At 58.0% G+C, this 21509-nt stretch carries 23 protein-coding genes; 8 read left to right on the forward strand and 15 right to left on the reverse strand.

The window, feature by feature from the left end; all coding sequences use genetic code 11:
* Positions 1–103: 103 nt before the first annotated feature.
* The 6 genes from ACEN8Q_RS05590 (at position 104) to ACEN8Q_RS05615 (ending at position 7541) form a co-directional block, all read left to right on the forward strand.
* Entirely contained in the window at positions 104–1063 is a 960-nt protein-coding gene (locus ACEN8Q_RS05590) for an ABC transporter permease (protein ID WP_413427977.1), read from the forward strand.
* Positions 1064–1066: 3 nt separating this feature from the next.
* Positions 1067–1894, forward strand: coding sequence for an ABC transporter permease (locus tag ACEN8Q_RS05595; RefSeq protein ID WP_413704684.1), 828 nt, complete (start codon positions 1067–1069; stop codon positions 1892–1894).
* A 2-nt stretch (positions 1895–1896) separates the two neighbouring features.
* On the forward strand, positions 1897–3543 hold the full coding sequence (locus tag ACEN8Q_RS05600) for an ABC transporter ATP-binding protein (RefSeq protein ID WP_413704685.1): 1647 nt from the start codon (positions 1897–1899) through the stop codon (positions 3541–3543).
* 9 nt (positions 3544–3552) lie between these two features.
* Positions 3553–4266, forward strand: coding sequence for an NAD(P)H-dependent oxidoreductase (locus ACEN8Q_RS05605; RefSeq protein WP_413704686.1), 714 nt, complete (start codon positions 3553–3555; stop codon positions 4264–4266).
* 130 nt (positions 4267–4396) lie between these two features.
* Positions 4397–4852, forward strand: a complete 456-nt coding sequence (locus ACEN8Q_RS05610; protein ID WP_413704687.1) for a hypothetical protein — start codon at positions 4397–4399, stop codon at positions 4850–4852.
* A gap of 1078 nt (positions 4853–5930) precedes the next feature.
* On the forward strand, positions 5931–7541 hold the full coding sequence (locus ACEN8Q_RS05615) for a mechanosensitive ion channel family protein (RefSeq protein ID WP_413704688.1): 1611 nt from the start codon (positions 5931–5933) through the stop codon (positions 7539–7541).
* Positions 7542–7621: 80 nt separating this feature from the next.
* On the opposite strand, the gene ACEN8Q_RS05620 is transcribed toward ACEN8Q_RS05615, so the two are convergent.
* The 10 genes from ACEN8Q_RS05620 to ACEN8Q_RS05665 all read right to left on the reverse strand — a co-directional run bounded on the left by ACEN8Q_RS05620 (position 7622) and on the right by ACEN8Q_RS05665 (position 15717).
* Complete coding sequence (locus ACEN8Q_RS05620) at positions 7622–8122, reverse strand: outer membrane beta-barrel protein (protein WP_413428612.1); 501 nt, start codon at positions 8120–8122, stop codon at positions 7622–7624.
* Between the two features lie 67 nt (positions 8123–8189).
* A complete protein-coding gene (locus ACEN8Q_RS05625) occupies positions 8190–9785 on the reverse strand; it encodes an EAL domain-containing protein (protein WP_413428611.1) in 1596 nt (531 codons plus the stop codon).
* Positions 9786–10025: 240 nt separating this feature from the next.
* Positions 10026–11000, reverse strand: a complete 975-nt coding sequence (locus ACEN8Q_RS05630; protein WP_413428610.1) for a helix-turn-helix domain-containing protein — start codon at positions 10998–11000, stop codon at positions 10026–10028.
* A gap of 61 nt (positions 11001–11061) precedes the next feature.
* Positions 11062–11394 carry a hypothetical protein gene (locus ACEN8Q_RS05635; protein WP_413428609.1) on the reverse strand — a complete coding sequence of 111 codons (333 nt, stop codon included), beginning with the start codon at positions 11392–11394 and terminating at the stop codon, positions 11062–11064.
* Between the two features lie 164 nt (positions 11395–11558).
* On the reverse strand, positions 11559–11849 hold the full coding sequence (locus tag ACEN8Q_RS05640; protein WP_413428615.1) for a hypothetical protein: 291 nt from the start codon (positions 11847–11849) through the stop codon (positions 11559–11561).
* Positions 11850–12031: 182 nt separating this feature from the next.
* Positions 12032–12514: a hypothetical protein gene (locus ACEN8Q_RS05645; protein WP_008023577.1), complete on the reverse strand. Its 483-nt coding sequence runs from the start codon at positions 12512–12514 to the stop codon at positions 12032–12034.
* Positions 12511–13332: a winged helix-turn-helix domain-containing protein gene (locus ACEN8Q_RS05650; protein WP_413428608.1), complete on the reverse strand. Its 822-nt coding sequence runs from the start codon at positions 13330–13332 to the stop codon at positions 12511–12513. The genes ACEN8Q_RS05645 and ACEN8Q_RS05650 overlap by 4 nt, the downstream gene beginning before the upstream one ends.
* A 654-nt stretch (positions 13333–13986) precedes the next feature.
* Entirely contained in the window at positions 13987–14328 is a 342-nt protein-coding gene (locus tag ACEN8Q_RS05655; protein ID WP_413428607.1) for a hypothetical protein, read from the reverse strand.
* Between the two features lie 88 nt (positions 14329–14416).
* The gene (locus ACEN8Q_RS05660) at positions 14417–14878 is read right to left on the reverse strand and encodes a hypothetical protein (RefSeq protein ID WP_413428614.1); all 462 of its coding nucleotides are present in this window, start codon (positions 14876–14878) and stop codon (positions 14417–14419) included.
* A gap of 158 nt (positions 14879–15036) precedes the next feature.
* On the reverse strand, positions 15037–15717 hold the full coding sequence (locus tag ACEN8Q_RS05665; protein ID WP_413428606.1) for a DUF3313 domain-containing protein: 681 nt from the start codon (positions 15715–15717) through the stop codon (positions 15037–15039).
* A gap of 347 nt (positions 15718–16064) precedes the next feature.
* Between ACEN8Q_RS05665 and ACEN8Q_RS05670 the strand changes: the two genes are divergently transcribed.
* Complete coding sequence (locus ACEN8Q_RS05670) at positions 16065–16457, forward strand: GFA family protein (RefSeq protein ID WP_413704689.1); 393 nt, start codon at positions 16065–16067, stop codon at positions 16455–16457.
* Positions 16458–16502: 45 nt separating this feature from the next.
* Here the strand turns inward: ACEN8Q_RS05670 and ACEN8Q_RS05675 are convergent, their stop codons facing one another.
* From ACEN8Q_RS05675 to ACEN8Q_RS05695, 5 genes are all read right to left on the reverse strand, one after another.
* Positions 16503–17267: an ABC transporter ATP-binding protein gene (locus ACEN8Q_RS05675; protein WP_413704690.1), complete on the reverse strand. Its 765-nt coding sequence runs from the start codon at positions 17265–17267 to the stop codon at positions 16503–16505.
* Positions 17268–17283: 16 nt separating this feature from the next.
* Entirely contained in the window at positions 17284–17994 is a 711-nt protein-coding gene (locus tag ACEN8Q_RS05680) for an ABC transporter permease (RefSeq protein WP_413428649.1), read from the reverse strand.
* Positions 17991–18719 carry an ABC transporter permease gene (locus ACEN8Q_RS05685; protein ID WP_413428648.1) on the reverse strand — a complete coding sequence of 243 codons (729 nt, stop codon included), beginning with the start codon at positions 18717–18719 and terminating at the stop codon, positions 17991–17993. The genes ACEN8Q_RS05680 and ACEN8Q_RS05685 overlap by 4 nt, the downstream gene beginning before the upstream one ends.
* A 55-nt stretch (positions 18720–18774) precedes the next feature.
* Positions 18775–19557 (reverse strand): transporter substrate-binding domain-containing protein, encoded by a 783-nt coding sequence (locus ACEN8Q_RS05690; protein ID WP_413428647.1) that lies wholly within the window; start codon positions 19555–19557, stop codon positions 18775–18777.
* Positions 19558–19825: 268 nt separating this feature from the next.
* Positions 19826–20767, reverse strand: coding sequence for a LysR family transcriptional regulator (locus ACEN8Q_RS05695; RefSeq protein WP_413704691.1), 942 nt, complete (start codon positions 20765–20767; stop codon positions 19826–19828).
* Between the two features lie 266 nt (positions 20768–21033).
* On the opposite strand from ACEN8Q_RS05695, the gene ACEN8Q_RS05700 reads away from it, so the two are divergent.
* Complete coding sequence (locus ACEN8Q_RS05700; protein ID WP_413704692.1) at positions 21034–21474, forward strand: DoxX family protein; 441 nt, start codon at positions 21034–21036, stop codon at positions 21472–21474.
* The last annotated feature ends 35 nt before the right edge of the window (positions 21475–21509 follow it).

Consider the following 21509-nt stretch of genomic DNA (forward strand, 5'->3'; position numbering starts at 1 on the left):
GTCACCATAAATGTTTACTGACAGGGCCTCTTCGCGAGCAAGCCCGCTCCCACAGGGGAAATTCGCAGTCATCACAAATGTGCCCATTTCAAGGAATTGCGCGGTGAATAGTATTTTCAGGTTGCTACTTCAGCGTTTGGCATTGGGGCTGTTATCGCTGTTCGCGGTATCAGTGATCATTTTCCTGGCCGTCGGCATGCTCCCGGGCGATATCGCCCAGGCCATGCTCGGCCAGTCGGCCACCCCGGAAACCGTGGCGGCGTATCGAGCGCAACTGGGGCTGGACCTGCCGCCGTTGACCCGTTTCGGCCACTGGATCTGGCACCTGCTGCAAGGTGACCTCGGCGTGTCGCTGGCCAACCAGCGCCCGATTGCTGAACTGGTGGGCGCGCGTTTGGGCAACACCTTCAGCCTCGCCTTGCTGGCGGCACTGGTGTCGGTGCCGCTGGCCTTGCTGCTGGGGATGCTCGCGGCGTTATACCGCAACAGCTGGTTCGACCGGTTGCTCAACACCTCGGCCCTGAGCGCGGTGTCGTTCCCCGAGTTTTTCGTTGCCTACATCCTGATCCTGGTGTTCGCGGTGAAGCTCAACTGGTTCCCGAGCATTTCCAACCTGGCGCCGGATGCCTCGTTGGGCACGGTACTGCAACGCTCGGTGTTGCCGGTGGCGACCCTGAGCCTGGTGGTGATCGCGCAGATGATGCGCATGACCCGCGCCTCGTTGATCAACCTGCTGGCCAGCCCCTACATCGAAATGGCCCGGCTCAAGGGCATCAGCCAGTCGCGGATCATCTTCCGCCACGCCTTGCCCAACGCCCTGGCCCCCATCGTCAACGTGGTCGCGCTAAACCTGGCGTACCTGGTGGTCGGCGTGGTGGTGGTCGAGGTGGTGTTTGTCTATCCGGGGCTCGGCCAGTTGCTGGTGGACTCGGTGGCCAAGCGCGATATCCCGGTGGTGCAGGCTTGCAGCCTGATCTTCGCCGCGACCTACATCCTGCTCAACACCAGCGCCGATGTGCTGTCGATTGCCAGCAACCCACGCCTGATGCATCCGAAGGGGTAGACCATGAGCCTGTTGAAACAAGTATGGCGGGCGCCGTTGAGCGCCAGGTTCGGGTTGTCGATGATCCTGCTTTACGTGCTGGTGGCTATCTTCGCACCGGTATTGGCGCCGTTCGGCGAAACCCAAGTGGTGGGCGAGGGCTTCGCACCCTGGGGCGGGCAGTTCCTGTTGGGCACCGATAACCTGGGGCGTGACATGTTCAGCCGCCTGGTCTATGGCGCGCGCAATACCCTGGGCATCGCCTTCCTCACCACTGTCCTGGCGTTTCTGCTCGGTGGCTTGAGCGGCCTGATCGCGGCGATCAAGGGCGGCTGGGTCGATCAGGGATTGTCGTGGGTGGTGGACATCCTGATGGCCATTCCGCAACTGATCTTCGCCTTGCTGATCCTCAGCGTGGTCGGCACCACGGCGACATCGCTGGTGCTGGTGATTGCGCTGCTGGATGCGACCCGGGTGTTTCGCCTGTCTCGTGCCGTGGCGATGAACGTGGTGGTACAGGACTTCGTCGAAGCCGCACGCCTGCGCGGTGAAGGCCTGTGGTGGCTGGTGACCCGCGAGGTGCTGCCGAACGCGGCGGCACCGCTGATTGCCGAGTTCGGCCTGCGCTTCTGCTTCGTGTTCCTGTTCATCAGTGCGCTGTCGTTCCTCGGCCTGGGCATCCAGCCGCCCACCGCCGACTGGGGCAGCATGGTGCGCGACAACGCGGTGCTGATTACCTTCGGCGACATCAGTCCGCTGTTGCCCGCCCTGGCCGTGGCCTTGATCACGGTCAGCGTCAACTTCGTCGTCGACTGGATGCTGCACAAATCCAGCGGCCTCAAGGAATGCTGAACATGACGACTACCAAACCATTGCTGGAAATTCGCGACCTGCACATCGAAGGCCATTACGAAGACGCCTGGCATCCGCTGATCAAGGGCATCGACCTGACGCTGCAACGGGGCGAGGTGCTGGGCTTGATCGGCGAGTCCGGCGCGGGCAAGTCGACCCTCGGCCTGTCGGCCATGGGCTATACCCGCGACGGCTGCCGGATCACCGGCGGCTCGGTGCACTTCGACGGCATCGACCTGCTCAACGCCAAACCTGAAGCCCTGCGCAAACTGCGGGGCCTGCGGATTGCCTATGTGGCGCAGAGCGCGGCAGCCTCGTTCAACCCGGCCCATCGACTGATCGACCAGCACGTCGAAACCGCTGTGAAAAACGGCGGCATGAGCCGCGACCAGGCCATGCGCGACGCGGTGGAATTGTATCGGGTGCTGCGCCTGCCCAATCCCGAAACCATCGGCCAGCGTTATCCGCATCAGGTGTCCGGCGGCCAGTTGCAGCGGGTGATGACGGCCATGGCGATGGCCTGCCATCCGGACCTGATCATCTTCGACGAACCGACCACCGCGCTGGACGTCACCACCCAGATCGAAGTGCTGGCGGCCATCCGCGATGCGGTCGCGACCTATGGCAGTGCGGCGATCTACATCAGCCACGACCTGGCGGTGGTGGCGCAGATGGCCGACCGCATCATGGTGCTGCGCCACGGCAAGCTGGTGGAAGAGGCCGAGACCCGGCAGATGCTCGGCGATCCGCAGGAGGACTACACCAAGTCGCTGTGGGCGGTGCGCAGTTTTCGCACCGAGCCCAAGGCGTGCCCGCAACAGGAACAACCCCTGCTGGAACTGCGCAACAGCTGCGCCAGCTACGGCCAGCAACCGGTGCTGCACGACGTCTCCATGAAGCTGTATCGCGGCCAGACCCTGGCGGTGATTGGCGAGTCCGGCAGTGGCAAAAGCTCCACCGCGCGGTTGATCACCGGTTTGCTGCCACCGACTTACGGCCAGGTGCTGTACGACGGTGAACCCTTGCCGGCGGACTTTCGCCAACGCAGCAAGGAACAACTGCGGCGCATCCAGATGATCTACCAGATCCCCGACACGGCGCTGAATCCAAGGCAGCGCATCGTCGACATCATCGGCCGGCCGTTGACGTTTTATCTGGGCCTCAAGGGTAAGGCCATGCGCGCCCGGGTTGCCGAACTGCTGGAGATGATCGAACTCGACCCGGCGACCTTCATGGATCGCCAGCCCCGGGAACTGTCCGGCGGGCAGAAACAACGCATCTGCATCGCCAGGGCCCTGGCGGCCGAACCGCAACTGATCATCTGCGACGAAGTGACCTCGGCCCTCGACCAACTGGTGGCTGAAGGCGTACTGAAATTGCTCAACCGCATCCAGCAACAACTGGGTGTGGCCTACCTGTTCATCACCCACGATGTCGCTACTGTACGGGCGATTGCCGATGAGGTATTGGTCATGCAACGGGGCAGGGTGGTGGACCACGGCTCACGCAGCCAGATTTTCACCCCGCCGCATCAGGACTACACCGGGCTGCTGTTTTCTTCCGAACCGCAAATGGACCCCGACTGGCTCGACCGGTTGCTGGCCACGCGCGCCTCTACACCTTCAACCGATTCGCTGGAACAAGTCTAAGGAACCACCATGAAAGTACTGATCGTCCACGCTCACCCGGAGCCGCAATCCTTCACCGCCGCCCTGCGGGACCAGGCTGTCGCCACCCTCCAGGCCCAGGGCCACGAAGTGCAGGTCAGCGACCTGTACAAAATGAACTGGAACCCGGTAGCCAGCGATGCCGACTTCTCGAACCGGGAAAACCCCGAATACCTGGTCTATGCCCTGGAACAACGCCTGGGCGTGAAGAGCCAGTCGCTGGCGGCGGACATCCAGGCTGAGCTGGACAAACTGCTGTGGGCCGACCTGCTGATCCTCAACTTCCCGATCTTCTGGTTCTCCGCCCCGGCCATGCTCAAGGGCTGGATCGACCGGGTGCTGGTGTCCGGCATCTGCTATGGCGGCAAGCGCTTCTACGACCAGGGTGGCCTGGCCGGCAAGAAAGCACTGGTGACCGTGACCCTGGGCGGTCGTGAACACATGTTTGGCGAGGGCGCGATTCATGGTCCGCTGGAGGACATGCTGCGGCCGATCCTGCGCGGTACGCTGGCTTACGTCGGGTTCGATGTGCTGGAACCCTTCGTGGCCTGGCATGTGCCATACATCAGCGATGAAGCGCGCAAGGGCTTCCTCGACGACTACAGCCGCCGCCTGCAACACCTGAGCGATGATCAGCCGCTGGTGTTTCCGAAACTGTCGCAGTTCGATGAGCAGCTGTATCCGAAGGCAGCTGTCGAGGTGTGACCGACGGGGCCAATAGCGGGCGACACTGAACTACACTTCACTGTTACTCCACCCGATCGGCAGGCATCGCCTGCCGTCCGCCAGTCGACCCAAAGGCTTGTCCGTTGTGGCAAGCCTGTCGGAGGTCATCATGAAAAGGTTTTCACCGGTCAGCCTGTGCATCGCATTGTCGGTTTTGAGTGCCCCGGGATGGGCGCAAACGGTGGTGCCGATGAAAGGGCAAAGTTCGCAACAAACCCAGGCCGACATCAACGAATGCAATAGCATCGCCGCAAGCCAGAGTGCCTCGACGACTTCCACGCCTTCCGGCGGGAGGGTCAAGGGCGCTGCTGTCGGGGCCGCTGCCGGCGCGACCGCGGCCCAGGTGCGCGGCAATCAGCACGACGAGGCGTATGACCGCGTTGATAGTGATGTGCAACAGCAATACCGCCAGAACCGCGCCAAGGAGACGGCGGCGGCCGGCGCCGTGGTCGGTGCTTCACGTCAGCGCCAGGAACGCCGGGAGCAATCGAAAACCACCCAGGCGAACACTGCGACGGCCTACACCAGTTGTTTGCAGGGCAAGGGTTATCAGGTCAACCCTTGAATCGGGTGCAGATAACACTGTGTGAGTGAGCTTGGTCCGGGCGGCGTTCCGACGAAGGCGGGCTGACTGAGTACATATCCATTTTTTGGGTAACGGCGGCTGGCGGTTTCGCCCTTACGGCGACTCACTTTTTTTACAAGCGCCTAAAAAAAGTAAGCAAAAAAACGCTCGCCCCGAACGTCCGGCCCCTCGCCAGGGCTCGGGGTTCCTTCGCTCCGGCATTCATCCGGGGGCATTGCCCTCCGGTCGGCTGCGCGCGACCTGCATGCAATGAGTTCGACTGCGTCGAACGGCGCTGCGCGCCATTCCCCGGATGAACGCCTCCACTCAGCCTGCCGAGGGGGCGGGTGGATCAAGATCAAGAGCGGCAGGCGAGCTAACGCTCGGCCTGTTGATTGGTGAAAAGCGTGGGGGTATGCCGATCCGCTTTGCTCTGCTCTTCTCTCTTCTGTAGGAGCGAGCTTGCTCGCGATGGTCGTCAACGATGACGCGGGCTGTCTGAATCCCCGCGGTGTCCCGGCGTTTTTCGCGAGCAAGCTCGCTCCTACAGAGGGGAACGCGTTCAGTTGTGATCAGGCCGGCCTGTAGGCCGCCTCGCTTTTGCTTTGGCTTTTGATCTGCTTGCCCCCTCGAGAGGCTTCGTTCCGGTTCTGCGCAGTGGGCAACCCGGCATGGATGCCGGGTTAGCCGCGTACGGCCAGGGATGGCCGATCGCGGCGGGCCCACGGAGCAGGACCGGAGCGAGGGAATGCCGAGCCTGGGCGAGGCACCGAACGTCAGGGGCAGAGCGCTTTGGTTACTTTCGCGCTCTTCGAAAGTGACCCGCCGTAAAGGCGGAACCGTTAGTGGCCGCGACCGCAGAAACGGATATGTACACAAAAAAACGTCGCCCAACACACAGCCTTCGCGAACAGGCTCGCTCCCACAGGGATCTTCAGTGTTTTGAGCGACTGCCGCGGGCAGACCCCAAACCAGCAGGGCGTAATCGCCTGCCCGGCGAGTCTGACAACCGTTCATCGGTGAACTACGCTGCGATACGTACCCTCGATTCGAACCTTGTGAAGTAAGGATCCGACACATGCGGAGCAGGCTGCTCGCTGTAATGTTTACTGTTTTCGGGATGTTTGGATCGGTGCAATTGTGGGCCGAAGACGCACCGAAAGTGGTTGATGCTCCCGTTGAATTAAAAGTGGCCAACCGCAGCATCATGGTGTTTCGCGCGAGCATCCTCGGCGAAGCACCGGCCAACCGGGTTAAACGGGCGAAAGCGGTCATCGGTGAGGCGCTGGATGAAGAGGACGACCTCAATGTCACCCTCGACCCGATCTCAAAAAGCTACATGGTGCTGCTGGGTAGCCGGCGTGCCTTTATCGTTTCGCCCAAGGACTTCGACGAGACCGAATACGACTCGGTCCAGCAGGCCGCCGAAGCCGCGGCTGGCAAGCTGCGCCAGGTCGTGGCCGAAACCCGGGAAGCCCGCAGCCTGCGATTGATTCTGCGTTCCACAGGCGCCGCGTTGCTGGCCACCGGTGTATACATCGGTCTGTTGTTCGGCATGTCGCTTGTGCGGCGTAGAGTGTTGAAGAAACTGCCCGAACTGATGCATCGGCACACCCAGGCGCTGAAAGTCGGAAGGATTCCGCTGGTCGATGCCAATTATCTGTATCCGTTGGCCAGCCGCCTGCTGGAGCTGGTGCGCTGGGTCGTTGTGTTGCTGCTTACCTACGAATGGCTGGGCTTTGTCCTGTCACGTTTTCCCTATACCCGTCCCTGGGGCGAAAGCCTCAACAACTATCTGCTGGAGCTCGGTGGCTATCTGCTGCAAGGGATCGTCGGTGCCATTCCCGGCTTGGGCGTGGCACTGGCGATCTTTTTTATCGCCCGCGGCGCCACCGCGTTCATGCGGCGGATACTGCGGCGCATGGCGGCACCGGGAACCCTCAGCTGGCTGAACCATGAAACCCTGCAACCGACCCAACGCCTGACGTCGCTGGCGATCTGGCTGTTTGCCCTGGCCATGGCCTATCCGTACCTGCCGGGTGCCGGCACCGATGCTTTCAAAGGTTTGTCGGTGTTGATCGGCCTGATGATTTCCCTCGGCGCCACCAGCGTGGTGGGCCAGGCGGCAGCGGGGTTGATCCTGACCTACACCCGAACCCTGCGCCCCGGCGAGTTCGTGCGCATTGGCGAATACGAAGGCACGGTGACGGAACTTGGCATGTTTACCACCAGCATCCGCACCGGTCTGGGCGAGGTGCTGACCCTGCCCAACTCGATGATCACCGGCACCGTCACCAAGAACTACTCGCGGGTAGTGCAAGGCCCTGGTTACGTGGTCGACACTGTCGTGACCATCGGCTACGACACACCGTGGCGGCAGGTGGAGGCGATGTTGCTGGAGGCGGCAAAACGCACGCCGGGGATTCTCGAAGTGCCGCCGGCCCAGGTGTTTCAGACGGCGCTGTCGGACTTCTACCCGGAATACCGACTGGTGGCCCAGGCCATTCCCAGTCAGCCTCGGCCGCGAGCGGTGCTGTTGAGCATGCTGCACGCCAATATCCAGGATGTGTTCAACGAGTACGGCGTGCAGATCATGTCGCCGCACTACCTGGGCGACCCGCAACAAGAGAAGTGGGTGCCCAGGGACAAGTGGTACCCGGCGCCCGCACAAGAGCGCAAGGAATCCTGATTGCGCCTGGAAGGGAGGCGGGGAGGAGCGATGCGACGAGTGCGTTGAGCGACCGGCGCGGCCGCTCAGTTGCAGCGGTGTCAGAAAAGAATATAGGCGGATGCGGTGGTCTGGTTCAGGTCGATCTCTCCGACCTCCAGAACTTCGTATTCAGCGCGCAGGCCGATGTTGCGAAAGACATCGAATTCCAGGCCGACACCGTAGGTCAGATCAACCCCGGTATCGTCGTCGGTGGCATTGCCGTCGGCGTCCCAGGCGTGAGCACCGACACTGCCGAACACTCGCAACCGATCACCTATTGGAAAACCGACATGGGCGGCAGCCTGGGCCGACTTGCCTTCGAAATCGACATTCTTGTCCTTGAATTGACCGAGATCGACGTAGGCACCCTCGAAGGCCAGGTAGCTATTGACGCGATACCCTGCATAAACCTTGTAGCTGGTGTCGTCGTCGTCCAGTCTGGATTCGTCGCTCTGGATGCTGCTTACGCCAGCTCCAAGATATAAACCTTTGTCATCGGCGAGCGCCTGAAAAGACAGCAGCGAAAGCAGAGAAGCGAAGCCAAGGTTTCGAAGTAGCATCTGTAGTGGAGTCCTTGTACAGGTTTTGGTGTTAGGGTTCGGCGTGCATTTGAGGGGCCTCGAGGGGCTAATGAAAATCATTGATTGATATTTTCGAGTCGTAGGACGGGATGTTTGGCGGACATTGAAAGTAGCGTCTTGCCAACGCTTGAATAGGCAACGCTTCGGAGAACAACCAGCCCTGTGCCAATAGAACGCCCTCCGAAACCAGGTGCGGCAGTTGCTCCTGAGTCTCGACACCCTCTGCGACCACCTTCAGTCTTAGCGACCTGGCCAACTGGGCAATGTGTCGCCACATGGCATCCCTGGCCGCGATCTTGTCGTCGGCGATGAATGAGCGATCAATTTTCAGAATATCGAAAGGCACTGAATCCAGAAGCGACAGGTTGGAATAGCCGATGCCGAAGTCGTCCACGGCAATGCGATGGCCGCACGCACGAAGCTGTCGCAATTGCATCGCGGCAGGCTTCTGGTCGAGCAAGGTCCTTTCGGTGATTTCAAAAGTCATGGCGGACGCAGGCATGCCATAGGTTGCCAGCAGGCTGGCGACAAAGTCTGGAAAGGTCGGGTCCTGAATGTCCTGGGCGCAAAGATTGACCGTTATGTAGAAGTCCTTGCACGCCCAAAGGTAAGTGCTGTAGTCCTCCGCCACTTGCCGAATCACCGAACGCGTAAGTTGGCGGATCAAGCCGGATTTCTCAGCTACCGGAATAAAAACATCCGCAGGCACAGGGGTGCCGTTGACGTTCCAGCGTGAAAGCGATTCGGCGCCTACCAGATAGCCCGTGGTCAAATTGACGATAGGCTGATAGTGAACACCCAGCGTGTTGGCTTTTATGGCATTGCGAAGCTGTACGGCAGTGGAGGTGTAATGCCGTTGGGCACACCTTGCGAGCAGGAGCAGCGCTGCGAACAGGCACACAAGGCCAATGAATAATTTGAATTTGAGACCTGACAGGTAGCTCAGCGGAAGCGAAATGACGGCGATCAGTTCATTTCGGTTGCCCGCAAAGGCGATGAAGACCTTGTCTGCCGAGGTCACGAGTTCTTCAAGGTGGAGCGGCTTCTGCGTCATCAGGGCGTGGGGGGCCGTAGAGGCAATGGGCACTGCGCCGCCGGGGCCGATGAGGTCCAGTTGCAGGTCCTCGGGAAGCTTCAGATTGTCGAGCAGGATCTTCTTGTTTGCCCAGACGTAGGTTGACTGTTCCGACACAATGATAAAGTCGGTGTCCGCAGAAACGGCGTGGCCGGTATCGACCCAATAGGTTCGCTTTCCAACGGAGAACTTGCGCTTCGCGTTATCGGTCAGTATCGACGGCAGTTCCTGTCCGTAGGAGGAACAGATCTTGCCATTCGATAACTGGATGGCCGCCTGATCAACAAAACGCAGGTTCTTGACCAGGTCGGCCAGTTGTGAATATTGCTCGACGGAGCATTCCCGGCCCGAACGATCAAGACCACCGAGGGTTCCCAATACCTTGTCGATCTGTGCATTAGGTTCGACTTGAGCGGCACGCAAATCGGCATAAACGTTATTCAACTTCCGTGCAATGAATGGCTCGGCCAGTAATCCGGCACAGAACCATGCGGCCCAGCCCGCTGCAGCAATCAGACATACAGTGACTGCGTGCCTTCCAGGTAACGCTTTATATATGGCAACCATCGAAAACCCCGAGGTATCATTATTTCACTGTGCACTTTGTAGCCACGTATTAAACGTCTTCAGTACCAGTCAATTACCCAGGCCAACAAGATGCCGCTGGCGTAGGCGGTAATGCACAGGATGATCTTCTGCTTGAGCGGCAGTGTGTTTATTCGATGATGCATGCTTATCTCCTTGAGTGGAAAAATAAGCAATTGTGGGTACCTGTGCCTGGTGAAACGTAATTATTAATCGTTATTTTCAGGGGTTTGATAAAAGCCCGCCAACGATCTGCTTATACGCGGATGAGGTCGTGTTCCTGGGCTTGGCGGAACTGCGCCTGGCCGTTTCCGACGGTGTCTCTCCGTAAGCAAGCTGATACGCCATGGAAAATCGGCCCAGATGATGAAAGTTCCAGAACATCGCGGTTTCAGTCACAGTGGGCCAGGTTTTATTAATCAGATCGCGACGGGCACTGGCGAGTCTCAAGTTCCTGATATACGCGATTGGCGACATCCCGAACGTTTCAATGAAGCCAAAGTGCAAGGTGCGGGTTGTGGTTTCAAGTTGCCTTACGAGTGACTTGATAGTCAGCGTCTTTTTTGTATTTTCATGAATGTACTCTATGGCTTGTATCGCCACTTTTCTTCTTGTCGGGACTTTACGGCTGAAGCCGCCAGCGGGCGTCAATGCCTGCAATAGAGAGGCAAGTACCGCATCAGCGTCGTTGGTGTCGACACAGGAAACGCTGATGGCTTGAATGGCAGATCGTATGAATTTAAAGTTTTCAGCCTGGAAACTGTGTTCTGTTCTGTTTGCAAGTATATCGATGATCGAGTGACGTTGGCGGCACCGGTCATAATGCTCCAGAGTTGTGGTCAGGGTGAAAAGTGTTTCATTCGGTTCACAGGTATAATGCACCGGTTCATCGCTGTGCAGTACGATGATTTCGTTGGGCCGTAGTTTGTAATTGTTGACGACAGGGCGACCAATCGGGACCTGCGAGATGGCGAATGTTACGCATCCGGCAGGGACGGCGCTGACCAGAGTGACGGATGAATCGAACTCCAGACGACTGCACTGGAGTTCGGGGCTGTGAAAGAGCTTATGTTGACGAATGTGCGCCTCATGCTCAGTCGGGATAAGGCTCATTTCCCATTTTCCTATCGTCCTGTTCAGTTGGCTTGGCAAGGCAGAAGACAAATGAAAGATTTCATCGGGCGGTGCAATACTCATGAAGTTGAAAGCTCATCTGTTAATTGATTAGGGTCAGGCAATGACTGCCCGCGCAGCGATGTCAGAGCCCCCGGATCAGTTCCAGTTCCGCCGAAAATGCGTACTTGCTGTCCAATGGAGAGTCGTCCATGTGCTGGACGTTGCGCGGGTCAACCTTCGCACTGAAGATTTTCGATTGGGGTTTCATCGGGTCAATGGCTGCAGCCGAAAATGAATGAAAGTCGTCAATGCGATAACCCGTTTTTACCTGATAGCCAGTTTTCACAGCATTCAGGGCCTTCTTGTTGGTTTCGGTACAGGTCAATTTTTCACTGTAGACGCCCTTGTCGTCGGCCATGGCCTTGAGAGAAAGCAATAAACCAAACGACACGGTGACGAAGTTTTTCAGTAGCATCGAGGCGATTCCTTATTAGCAGTTTATTCAGGCAGAACGTAATTTCAGCTGCAGCTCTGCCACGGATCGGTCTGCAAATAATCTCACCCGGATTGCACCTGCAAAAATCAAAAACTCATATTTGTCAGGTTGTCAGAAGGGGCCAGTCAACGCCTGCATCGGCCTCATAGCACTATGCGCGAGTTGGCGTAACTCGAGCCGGTATCACCTTGTGGTGGGCCAGAGAGAGGGAAATCACTTTCTTGCTCGTCTGTGTGATACTCATTTTCGGTTTGAATTTTCAGATGCGACAGTTTCTGGCTGTCATCGGGGCTTGTTTCAATTTCAAAATATTCAATTGTCGTGCTTTCGACGGCTTGCTCGTCGTGCGCTAGCGAATAAAGTGGCATGGCAGACAAAAACAGAACCGCCAGGAGTCCGAAAGTCGGCGATTTGCTGGTTCGCAGGAAGTGCATTGCTTTCACTTGATTCCCCTGTATAGGGCATTGTCCCGGACGGGAATCAAGCAGGCTCGATTCCAGAGATTATCGGCGGGGGATTTTGTGCTGGTGCGCCATCTGATTCAAATCAATAACTGTTATTTTTGCCTGGAAGATTGTTTGACGTGAATCTGTGCCAAGTCGGTGCGGGAGGGCGACTAATGGTTCATGCAGCGCAAACGGCCAAGTTCATGCAGGTAAAAACACACGGCATTCTTGTTCTGCGTCGGTATCAATTCGTAGTTTAGTATGGCGCCTTCTTGCAAGACGTATTGGCGTCTGAAGAACAGGTCGGGGGTCTTTTCAATGGCAAAGAGTTCATTGTCCTGACTGAGTTTGACGTTCCTGACTTGAATCTGCACGTGTGTTTTGTTTTCTCCGATGATATTCGCCGAAATGGTCGCATTGCGGATTTGTCCATTCAGGCTTTCCAGCGTGGTTCCAGTCAGTCGACCATGACCGATGGTGAGGTACTCTTCGGTGTTGAGTTGATTGAGATCTTCCAGCCATTGCCGGGTTTTCGTTTGATAGCTAGTGTTTTCCATGTAGTGCGAAGGAGAATAAAAAAAGGAAAAAATGCACAGTGCATTGATCAGGGCAATAATCGGCCAGTGAATGACTTGCGGGATCTCAAACTTCATAAGGTGACTTCCAGGCATTGGCGAATCATCAAGGCGAGGTCTCTTTCACTGCTGTTCAATTGCAGGTTTGCGGTGCTTAGATCCGGGCGAATGCACGAAACGGAGTAGTTGGCTTTATACAGGTTGATCCAGACTTGACCTTTCAGGCTTGGTGGCAGCTGTTCAGATTGTTTGGCCGACAGTTCCATCAGCGCTTGTGCCTCGGCCAGATCATTGCCTACGGCGTGGATGACCAATCCATTCTTGTCGACGCTGGAAATTTCAATTTTTGGCGCGTCGAAATCGAATTGGAAAACAGTCAAGGCAACGACTGCCAGCGTAACGATGTAAGCGATCAGTTGTGGCTTTGTAATGCCGATGGATTTTCTGGTTTTACCTGAAGGTGTTGGCGCCCCTTCACTAACAGGTGGCGGCATTTGTCCAACGTCGGGAACAGGTGGCTGCGCAGTTTCCTCCGGGGGAGTTGGTACATCTGCTACTGCATCGACTATACAGTTGCGGTTGAAGCAATATCCTCGTCGAGGAACAGTCATCAAAATCTCGTGATCCCGACTGTCATTAAGAATATTGCGTAGTGAGAAAACGGTTTGATTCAAACTGCCGGAGGCAACCACGCGGTCATTCCAGGTGTAGTCGATGATTTCGTCGCGGCTTTTAGTGACACCTGGCTCCATGAGCAGCAGGTCCAACAGGCGTGACTCGGCTCTGCCTAGCGTGGAATTTTGTACATCTCCATGGGGTGTTGTAATGGAAAGCACGGCGCTGTCTGGGTCGAATACTGCCACAGCGCCATTTTTCAACTTGAAGGTGTGGCTCATAGAAAACTTCCGTTCAGGCGGTACTGGCCTGAGTATAGGGGCCGGATTAGGCGCGGTACATTCTGGTCTTGGAGGCGAACGAAGATGAGGGCCAGGCGGAAGGTGCACGGTGTGTCGCATTTACAATGCTGCAATGGCTCGTTTCAGCGGCATGCAGTGTGGCCAACAGCCCAGGCTGTCAGTGGAATCAGTTGACTCAAACGAAGGAAAAACATTGCTGGATGACCCATGGTTTTCGATTTGGACACCATGAATAATGCTTGGAATGGACTATCTGCGCTATCCGAAAACTGCAAGCTCGGGCAGGTGGATTTGCGCGCAGCAAGGTCTGAGTGGACTGTCGTTGTTGTCCGGACAAGGTATTAGTTGCTACTTGAACGGGTTGAGAGTTTTCACAATACAAGTCAATGATTGTTTTTTTTGCGCCTGGAAGATTGCAAAGCATTTTTGATTCCAATTAGCTTTGAACCAGGCTGATTACAGCTTTAAATGGATCTCAAGGAGCGTTGACACATATCGCGTTCAGGGTTTGCCTGTCGCGACGTAAACGATCCTCACCTCTCGTTCAACGGCCTTTGCCCCGCGTCCTTTTATCAAGGGCGCGGGGCTTTTTTGGGGCCGCTCAATCATGAACCGGCAAGTCGCTGGCTGGTGCTACAGGCATTCCTGTGCGGTGCGCTCGAAGCTCGATGGCTTGAAGGTCGAGGCCAGCAATTGGCGCTCGTATAGATACACCTTGCCGCCATCCTGTGCCCTATGGGTTTCCAGCACAGTGTCTACGGCAACTTTGCTTGAAACGACAACCCGGTAGCTGCGTTCGCTCCGTGACACCAAAGGACTCATCTCTTTGTCCTGTAACTTCGGTACGAGACAGTCAACATACTGCTCGGGAGATTTGTCCGTTTGCAACGTTGAAGTCGGATTGTTCGGGGAGGTGGCACAACCGGCAAGGAGCCAGGAAGCGAACACCACGACAGGAACACATACAAGGCGCATGGGTGGAGCCCTCAAGTTCAATTCGGTTGGGTTCGTTGAGTCATGGACAGGAAGGTCGGTAAACGTTCCGGGTCATCTTCGCCGCCGATCAGGGCAAAACATCGTAGCCACGTTGTTGCAGGCAGCTGCTGTAGACCGAGTTGTTGGCGGTGGTGCTTTGCTCGCTCGCATTCAGGTTCTGCCGGCGCTCCTGTCGCTGCCTGGAAGCCCCCACGACGGCTCCCGCAGCCGCGGCACTGCGTGCCCGGTTCTGGCGATAGTCTTGCTTGGTATCGTCGTCGATCTGGTCATAGACGTTTTCATGCTGGCGGCCCCGGACTTCTGCCGCGGTGGCCCCGGCTACCGCGGCGGTAGCGGCGCCCTTTACCCGGCCACCGGAAGGCACGGTGCTTTGTACCGGAAATTGCGCGTTGGCCTGGGATTGGCAGGCACTGGTGTCCTGCTGGATGGTCTGGGAAGTCTGACCTTTGAGGGGGACCACCGTCGCCGCCAGGGCGCTGGTGCTCAGTAACAGCATAAGGACCGCTAAGGTATGGGCCGGTATTTTCATCATTGGGCCTCACGTCAGGCGTCGGCACGGCTGACGGTTTGTCAGAGGGAAAAGCGACGTGGCGCCACTTTGAAACCCCATGCCGGTCTGTTTGCCATGCCTGCCAATGCCGGTGGACGGCAGGCACTGCGACGTTTGCGATGGGGTTTGCTTGAGCGTCAATGCTTGAGGAGGAGGGCCTGCATATCGTCTGTCATGCCTTTGAGTGCAACCTTGAAGTCATTGGCAACAATCGGCTGCTCGGCATTGTCGAGCGTCGCGCCGAATACCTTGCGAACGACCTTCGCCACCGGCAAACCGGTCTTGGAGTCGATCAGGTTGGCTTCGATGTACATCTCGGCAGTCTGGTCCCGATGTCCGGTGGCTGCTTGTGTTGCCCCGACAATCGCGCCGATTGGAACGGCCTCGTACCAGTGCATGCCTTCGTTGTTGGCGCTGACGTGAGTGATCGCCGCCTGCAGGATCAGCGAACGCGAATTGGTTGGCGCCAGTTGCGGGTAAGGGACGATTGTATAGCGGCGGGCAAAGGCGGTCTTGACGCTATTACTGGCCATCAATTGCAAGTCTTGCAGTGTCTTCAGGCTGACGCGCGCAGTCGGCTTCGGCGCTGGATACAGCTCCATCTGCCTGAACACGACTGTGGAGTACGCGCGAGGATCGAACCCCGGCGATACCCAGCGCAATACTTTCTGCTCACTCGGTGTAGTTTGCTCCTCCAGGCCCTGGTAGTTGCCCAGGAAGCCCGAGTATTGCTCTTGCTGCGCCACTTTCGAGACGCAGCCGACCTGAAATACACAGCTCAAAGCAATACCCGCAATCCATTTATTCGACATGCCCATGTGTTTGGTTCTCAAGTGATGAAAATTGTCATTCGGGTTCCGATCTGGCGCCAGGCATTGGTCTGGGTGCCTCGTATTTGGGCACGGTTACTCGCCAGTCGGTTACGCAAAGCAGGTGCTTGCACGCCGGTCAATGCGGGCCGGATGCTGCCTGCAGCAGCGGGATAATCCGAATCAATAACTCTCAAAAACTGTTAAACACACGGTCGGTGATTGGCTGTGCCGGCCTGGACACCACCCGCAGCCTGACGACCTTGGGGGTGTGCGCCGAATCGACCTACAATTGGCAATCGCGAGAATGGTCGGTACCGCTCAACCTGGCAGCGTGGCTTTAGAGGAGACACGGCATGGACCGATTCACCGGCGGTTGTTTGTGCGGCAAGGTGCGCCTGGTCGCGTCGGGGCGCCCGTTCCGGGTTGGTGTCTGTCACTGCCTGGATTGCCGCAAGCATCATGGAGCGCTGTTTCACGCGTTCGCGATATTTCATCAGGATGCCGTGACGATCGAAGGCGAAACACGTGACTACGCCGGGCGGCATTTCTGTCCGCACTGCGGTTCGTCCGTGTTCGCCCGCAGCGCAGACGAAATCGAAGTGAACCTCGGATCCCTGGATGCCCCTGACCAGCTGACGCCAACCTACGAGAGCTGGGTCGTGCGTCGCGAGGCCTGGTTGCCGCCGTTTCCGCTCACACGACACTACGAACGCGACCGGGATTCCACGGGACGTTTTGAGGGTTGAACCAGCGTCTTCGAGCGACCCTGCGGTCGCTCGAAGACGCTGCGGTTACTTCAGGTTGCCGCTGAGGAATTGCTGCAGACGCTCGCTTTTTGGATTGCCCAATACGTCCTCGGGCACACCTTGCTCTTCGACCCGCCCCTGGTGCAGGAACAGCACCTGGTTCGACACTTTGCGCGCAAAGCTCATTTCGTGGGTCACCATGATCATGGTGCGGCCTTCTTCGGCCAGACCCTGGATCACCTTGAGCACTTCGCCCACCAGTTCCGGGTCCAGGGCCGAAGTCGGCTCGTCGAACAGCATGATCTCCGGCTCCATGCTCAGGGCACGGGCAATGGCGACCCGTTGCTGCTGGCCACCCGAGAGAAACGCCGGGTACTGATCTGCGACGCGTGCCGGCAAACCGACCTTGTCCAGGTAGCGCCGGGCGCGATCCTCCGCGTCCTTCTTGCTGACGCCCAGCACCCGGCGTGGAGCCATGGTGATGTTTTCCAGCACAGTCATGTGGCTCCACAGGTTGAAGTGCTGGAACACCATCGCCAGGCGAGTGCGGATGCGTTGCAGTTCTTTGGCGTCGGCCACGCGCATGCCGTGGTGGTCATGGACCATTTTGATCGGCTGGTTGTCCAGGCTCATGGCGCCGTCGTTGGGCGTTTCCAGGAAGTTGATGCAACGCAGAAAAGTGCTCTTGCCCGAACCACTGGCGCCAATCAGGCTGATCACATCGCCGGTCCTGGCGTTTAGCGAAACGCCCTTGAGCACTTCATGGTTGCCGTAACTTTTGTGCAGGTTTTCAACGGTCAGTTTGTACATGAACAAGCATCCTGAATTAGTGGGCCGGGCCGAGGAAGGACAACCAACGGCGTTCAGCCAGGCGGAACAGGCCGACCAGGGAGAAAGTGACTGCCAGGTAGATCAACGCGGCGATACCGAACGACTGGAAGGTCAGGAAGGTCGCCGAGTTGGCGTCCCGCGCGACTTTCAGAATGTCCGGGATGGTTGCGGTGAAGGCCACGGTGGTCGAGTGCAGCATCAGAATCACTTCGTTGCTGTAGTAAGGCAGCGAGCGACGCAGGGCGGACGGCATGATCACGTAGGTGTACAGCCTCCAGCCGGTCAGCCCGTAGGCTTTGGCCGCTTCGACCTCACCGTGGGCCATGCTGCGAATTGCCCCGGCGAAGATCTCCGTGGTGTAGGCGCAGGTGTTCAGGGCGAAGGCCAGGATGGTGCAGTTCATCGCATCGCGAAAGAACGCATCCAGTACTGGCTGGGCACGCACCGCGGCCAGGCTGTAAATGCCGGTGTAGCAGATCAGCAGCTGAATATAGAGTGGCGTACCCCGAAACAGATAGGTGTAGAACTGCACCGGCCAGCGCACCAGGACATTGCTCGAGACCCGGGCAATCGACAGCGGGATCGACATCACGAAGCCGAAGAAGATCGAGGCACTGAGCAGCCAGAGGGTCATGGCCAGCCCGGTGATGTGATTGCCGTCCTGGAACAGGAAAGGTTTCCAGTATTCCTGCAGTAGCTCGATCATCGCACGGCCTCCCGGGTGCCTGCGGCGTAGAAGATTTCCATCCGGCGCAAGACGTAGTTCGAAACGGTGGTTATCACCAGATAGATCAAGGCGGCCAGGATCAGGAAGAAGAACAGCTGATAGGAGCTCTTGCCCGCGTCCTGGGCCACCTTGACCAGATCGGCCAGGCCAATGATCGACACCAGCGCGGTGGCCTTGAGGATCACCATCCAGTTATTGCCGATGCCCGGCAGGGCAAAACGCATCATTTGCGGGAACACCACCAGGCGAAAGCGCTGGGCACGGGTCAGGCCGTAGGCGGTAGCCGCTTCCATTTGCCCTCGCGGTACGGCAAGGATGGCGCCACGGAAGGTTTCGGTGAAATAAGCCCCGTAGATGAAGCCCAGGGTAATGACTCCGGCGCTGAAGGGGTTGATTTCGATATAGTCCCAGTCCAGTGCTTCGGTCAGGCTGGTCAGCCAGGTTTGCAGGCTGTAGAAAATCAACAGCATCAGCACCAGGTCCGGCACCCCGCGGATCAGCGTGGTGTAGGCCTGCGCAGGGACGCGCAGCAGTGCCGATTTCGAAAGCTTGGCGCTGGCGCCGATCAGGCCCAGGCCAACGCTCACCAGCAAGCACAGAAAGGATAATTTGACAGTCATCCAGGAGCCTTGCAGCAACAGCGGGCCGAAGCCCTTGAGGCTGAAGCCTGACAGCCCAAGAATCTGCAATAGGTTTTCTAGCATTGAGCAGCCCTACCTCAATCAAAAAAGTGCCCATCCGAGAATGGGCACAGGGTCATTATTTGTCGCTGTAGAGATTCAGATCGCCAAAGTGCTTCTGCTGGACGGCCGCATAGGTGCCGTTGTCGTGCAGTGCCTTGATCCCTTTGTTCAGCAAGGCCTGGAGCTCGGCATTGCCTTTGGTCAGGCCCACGGCGGTTTTGGCCGGCAGCAGGGGGCTTTCGACCGGCTCGCTGATCTGGAAGTCGGCGCCTGGTGGCGACTTCAGGAAGCCCAGTTCGGCTTGCAGCATGTCCTGGATAGAGGCATCGAGGCGTCCGGAGATCAGGTCGGCGTACACCTGGTCCTGGTTGGCGTAGGCCTGGGTCTCGACCCCGGCCTTGTCCAGCACGGCCTTGGCGTAGGCTTCCTGGATGGTGCCTTGCTCGTAGCCGACTTTCTTGCCCTTGAGGGAGGCCGGATCGGTGCCGATGGCCGTGCCTTTCTTGAATACCAGCGCGGTCGGGCCAGAGAACAGCTCGCTCGAGAAGTCGATGACTTTCTCACGCGCCGGCGTGACGGTCATGGAAGAGATCACGCCATCGAACTTGTTGGCCTTGAGGCCGGGAATCATGCCATCGAAGTCGCTTTCAACCCACTTGCACTTGACCTTCAGCTCAGCGCAGATCGCGTTGCCCAGGTCGATATCGAAGCCCACCAGGCTGCCATCGGCGGCCTTGGATTCGAACGGCGCATAAGAGGGGTCGACGCCAAAGCGCAACTCCTTGTACTCCTTGGCCAGCGCAGAACCGGCAGCCACACACAAAGCCAATGCAGAAAGGGTGAGAAATGCTTTTTTCATTATTTTTTTCCCAAGGACCATCGAAAGCGCTTGTGCCGCAAGAGCGCATGTACTGCGTAGCGAAGTGTCTTATGCACACGCAAGTACTTGTACAGACAATCATATGCAATCACCCGGCCAATTCGCGGATTGGGCGTTTGAGAAAACGCGGGCAGCGCTCTGGGATGGGCTTGGCGGGCAGGTGAGCGCAGGGGAGAGGTGGCCTGCGAGGCTGTTACCAACGCAGGTTTTTACACCCGGCTGGGGTATGCGGTAACAAAGTGTGAGATCAGGGGGGCCGACTTTCCTGGTTCAATCCTTGATGCTCCAGCGCCGCGCCTTGTTGAACGAAACGGTCGATCAACCACCTTGCCGCCGGACCCGGTGGCAGATCCGTGCGGTAGATGACGTCGAAGGAATATTTTCCGCTTTTGTATTCCGGAATGTTCAACTGCACGAGCCGGCCGCTCTCCAGATCCTCCTGGACCATCGGTGCCGGCATGTTCCCCCAACCGATGCCTTCGCGCAGCAGCATGTGCTTGGCGCCCAGATCCGCCAGGCGCCAGGTGCGGTTGCTGAGCACGGCGAAATCCTTGTCCCTGGTCAGCAGCGAGCGATCGGACAGCACCAGTTGCGTGAACTCTCGCCCGGCGCCTGGAACATTCGAGTCGCTCGAAGCCAGCGGATGATTCGGGGCTGCCACCGGAATCAACTCGACGCTGCCGACGCCAATTCTTTCGATACCGTCGAGACCTTCGTTCATCGGCCCACTGACGCCGACGATTGCGCCTCGGTTGATCACCAGTTCCGTGACGGCGCCGAGGGCTTCCATGTGCAAGTGCAGGGCAACCGTAGGAAATTCTTCCCGAAAGGATTTGAGGGCGTCCACCACGCGCTCCGGGGGCAGCATCACATCGAGCACCACGTGAACTTCGGCTTCGAGGCCCTGAAGCAGCCCCTTCACTTTGGCGCGTAAACCATGAATGCCGTTGGCGATGGTCCTGGCTTCGGCCAGCACGGTGCGGCCGGCGTCGGTGAGCTGCGGTTTGCGTGTGGTCTGACGGTCGAACAGCGACACACCGAGTTGCGTTTCCAGGTTGGCAATCGAGTAGCTGATGACTGAAGTGGCACGATGCAGCTTTCTGGCAGCCGCTGCAAAACTGCCGACTTCAACAACGGTCAGGAACACCCGCAGTTGGTCGAGTGTCGGTGTTCCGGGATCAGAAATCATGCCTGTTTCCTCGAGCGTAATGGTCAGTACCCGCGGACCCGGATGCGGCCAGGCGCTGACCGCGAATGTGCGCGTCCGGGCCTGTTGCAGAGGTCCGTTCAGCGTTTTTCACGATTGAACTCCCTTTCGATGATGTGAATTGCTTGCCTATTTATTCGAACCTAATGATCTAAATTAGTCTTCTATTCAGATTAGATGTCAAGGCGCAAGATTTCTTCACAGCAGCGATTCATGGCGAGTCGCGCAAACTTTGAAGGAATTACCTCATGACGACTTCCGCAAACATCGCTCCTTCCACCCACTCTGAACAGAACCGGTCCGACGTGACCCAAGCCTCGGCCTCGTTGATCGGCCGCGTACTGCTCAGCGCAATTTTCATTCTCTCCGGTTTTTCGAAACTGGCCGCTCCCGCGATGATGGTCGGCTACATCAGCTCCGTGGGCCTTCCGCTTCCGCAACTGGCGCTGGCGTTGGCGATCGTTGTCGAGATCGGTGGCGGCCTGGCGTTGATCGCCGGTTACCGCACCCGCACCGTTGCCGCGGTACTGGCCGTGTTCAGTGTGTTTACCGCACTGGCTTTCCATAACGCGCTGGGCGATCAGAACCAGTTCATCCACTTCTTCAAGAACATCGCGATGGCCGGTGGCCTGCTTCAGGTCGTGGCCTTTGGTGCCGGTCGCTTCAGCCTCGACGCTCGCCGTCGTTGATACCCCCCGCGCTGCGAAGGCCGGTCCCTCGCAGC

The sequence above is a fragment of the Pseudomonas sp. Pseusp16 genome, from assembly GCF_047324915.1.
GTDB lineage: Bacteria > Pseudomonadota > Gammaproteobacteria > Pseudomonadales > Pseudomonadaceae > Aquipseudomonas > Aquipseudomonas fluorescens_CD.

Excerpts from the sequence above, each read along its gene's own strand:
- ACEN8Q_RS05685 (WP_413428648.1), bottom strand. The coding sequence starts at position 18,719 with ATGCTAGAAAACCTATTGCAGATTCTTGGGCTGTCAGGCTTCAGCCTC.
- ACEN8Q_RS05640 (WP_413428615.1), bottom strand. The coding sequence starts at position 11,849 with ATGCACTTCCTGCGAACCAGCAAATCGCCGACTTTCGGACTCCTGGCG.
- ACEN8Q_RS05620 (WP_413428612.1), bottom strand. The coding sequence starts at position 8,122 with ATGCTACTTCGAAACCTTGGCTTCGCTTCTCTGCTTTCGCTGCTGTCT.
- ACEN8Q_RS05680 (WP_413428649.1), bottom strand. The coding sequence starts at position 17,994 with ATGATCGAGCTACTGCAGGAATACTGGAAACCTTTCCTGTTCCAGGAC.
- ACEN8Q_RS05625 (WP_413428611.1), bottom strand. The coding sequence starts at position 9,785 with ATGGTTGCCATATATAAAGCGTTACCTGGAAGGCACGCAGTCACTGTA.
- ACEN8Q_RS05605 (WP_413704686.1), top strand. The coding sequence starts at position 3,553 with ATGAAAGTACTGATCGTCCACGCTCACCCGGAGCCGCAATCCTTCACC.
- ACEN8Q_RS05670 (WP_413704689.1), top strand. The coding sequence starts at position 16,065 with ATGGACCGATTCACCGGCGGTTGTTTGTGCGGCAAGGTGCGCCTGGTC.
- ACEN8Q_RS05645 (WP_008023577.1), bottom strand. The coding sequence starts at position 12,514 with ATGAAGTTTGAGATCCCGCAAGTCATTCACTGGCCGATTATTGCCCTG.
- ACEN8Q_RS05655 (WP_413428607.1), bottom strand. The coding sequence starts at position 14,328 with ATGCGCCTTGTATGTGTTCCTGTCGTGGTGTTCGCTTCCTGGCTCCTT.
- ACEN8Q_RS05635 (WP_413428609.1), bottom strand. The coding sequence starts at position 11,394 with ATGCTACTGAAAAACTTCGTCACCGTGTCGTTTGGTTTATTGCTTTCT.
- ACEN8Q_RS05695 (WP_413704691.1), bottom strand. The coding sequence starts at position 20,767 with ATGATTTCTGATCCCGGAACACCGACACTCGACCAACTGCGGGTGTTC.
- ACEN8Q_RS05690 (WP_413428647.1), bottom strand. The coding sequence starts at position 19,557 with ATGAAAAAAGCATTTCTCACCCTTTCTGCATTGGCTTTGTGTGTGGCT.
- ACEN8Q_RS05650 (WP_413428608.1), bottom strand. The coding sequence starts at position 13,332 with ATGAGCCACACCTTCAAGTTGAAAAATGGCGCTGTGGCAGTATTCGAC.
- ACEN8Q_RS05665 (WP_413428606.1), bottom strand. The coding sequence starts at position 15,717 with ATGGGCATGTCGAATAAATGGATTGCGGGTATTGCTTTGAGCTGTGTA.
- ACEN8Q_RS05630 (WP_413428610.1), bottom strand. The coding sequence starts at position 11,000 with ATGAGTATTGCACCGCCCGATGAAATCTTTCATTTGTCTTCTGCCTTG.
- ACEN8Q_RS05700 (WP_413704692.1), top strand. The coding sequence starts at position 21,034 with ATGACGACTTCCGCAAACATCGCTCCTTCCACCCACTCTGAACAGAAC.
- ACEN8Q_RS05675 (WP_413704690.1), bottom strand. The coding sequence starts at position 17,267 with ATGTACAAACTGACCGTTGAAAACCTGCACAAAAGTTACGGCAACCAT.
- ACEN8Q_RS05610 (WP_413704687.1), top strand. The coding sequence starts at position 4,397 with ATGAAAAGGTTTTCACCGGTCAGCCTGTGCATCGCATTGTCGGTTTTG.
- ACEN8Q_RS05660 (WP_413428614.1), bottom strand. The coding sequence starts at position 14,878 with ATGAAAATACCGGCCCATACCTTAGCGGTCCTTATGCTGTTACTGAGC.
- ACEN8Q_RS05600 (WP_413704685.1), top strand. The coding sequence starts at position 1,897 with ATGACGACTACCAAACCATTGCTGGAAATTCGCGACCTGCACATCGAA.
- ACEN8Q_RS05595 (WP_413704684.1), top strand. The coding sequence starts at position 1,067 with ATGAGCCTGTTGAAACAAGTATGGCGGGCGCCGTTGAGCGCCAGGTTC.
- ACEN8Q_RS05615 (WP_413704688.1), top strand. The coding sequence starts at position 5,931 with ATGCGGAGCAGGCTGCTCGCTGTAATGTTTACTGTTTTCGGGATGTTT.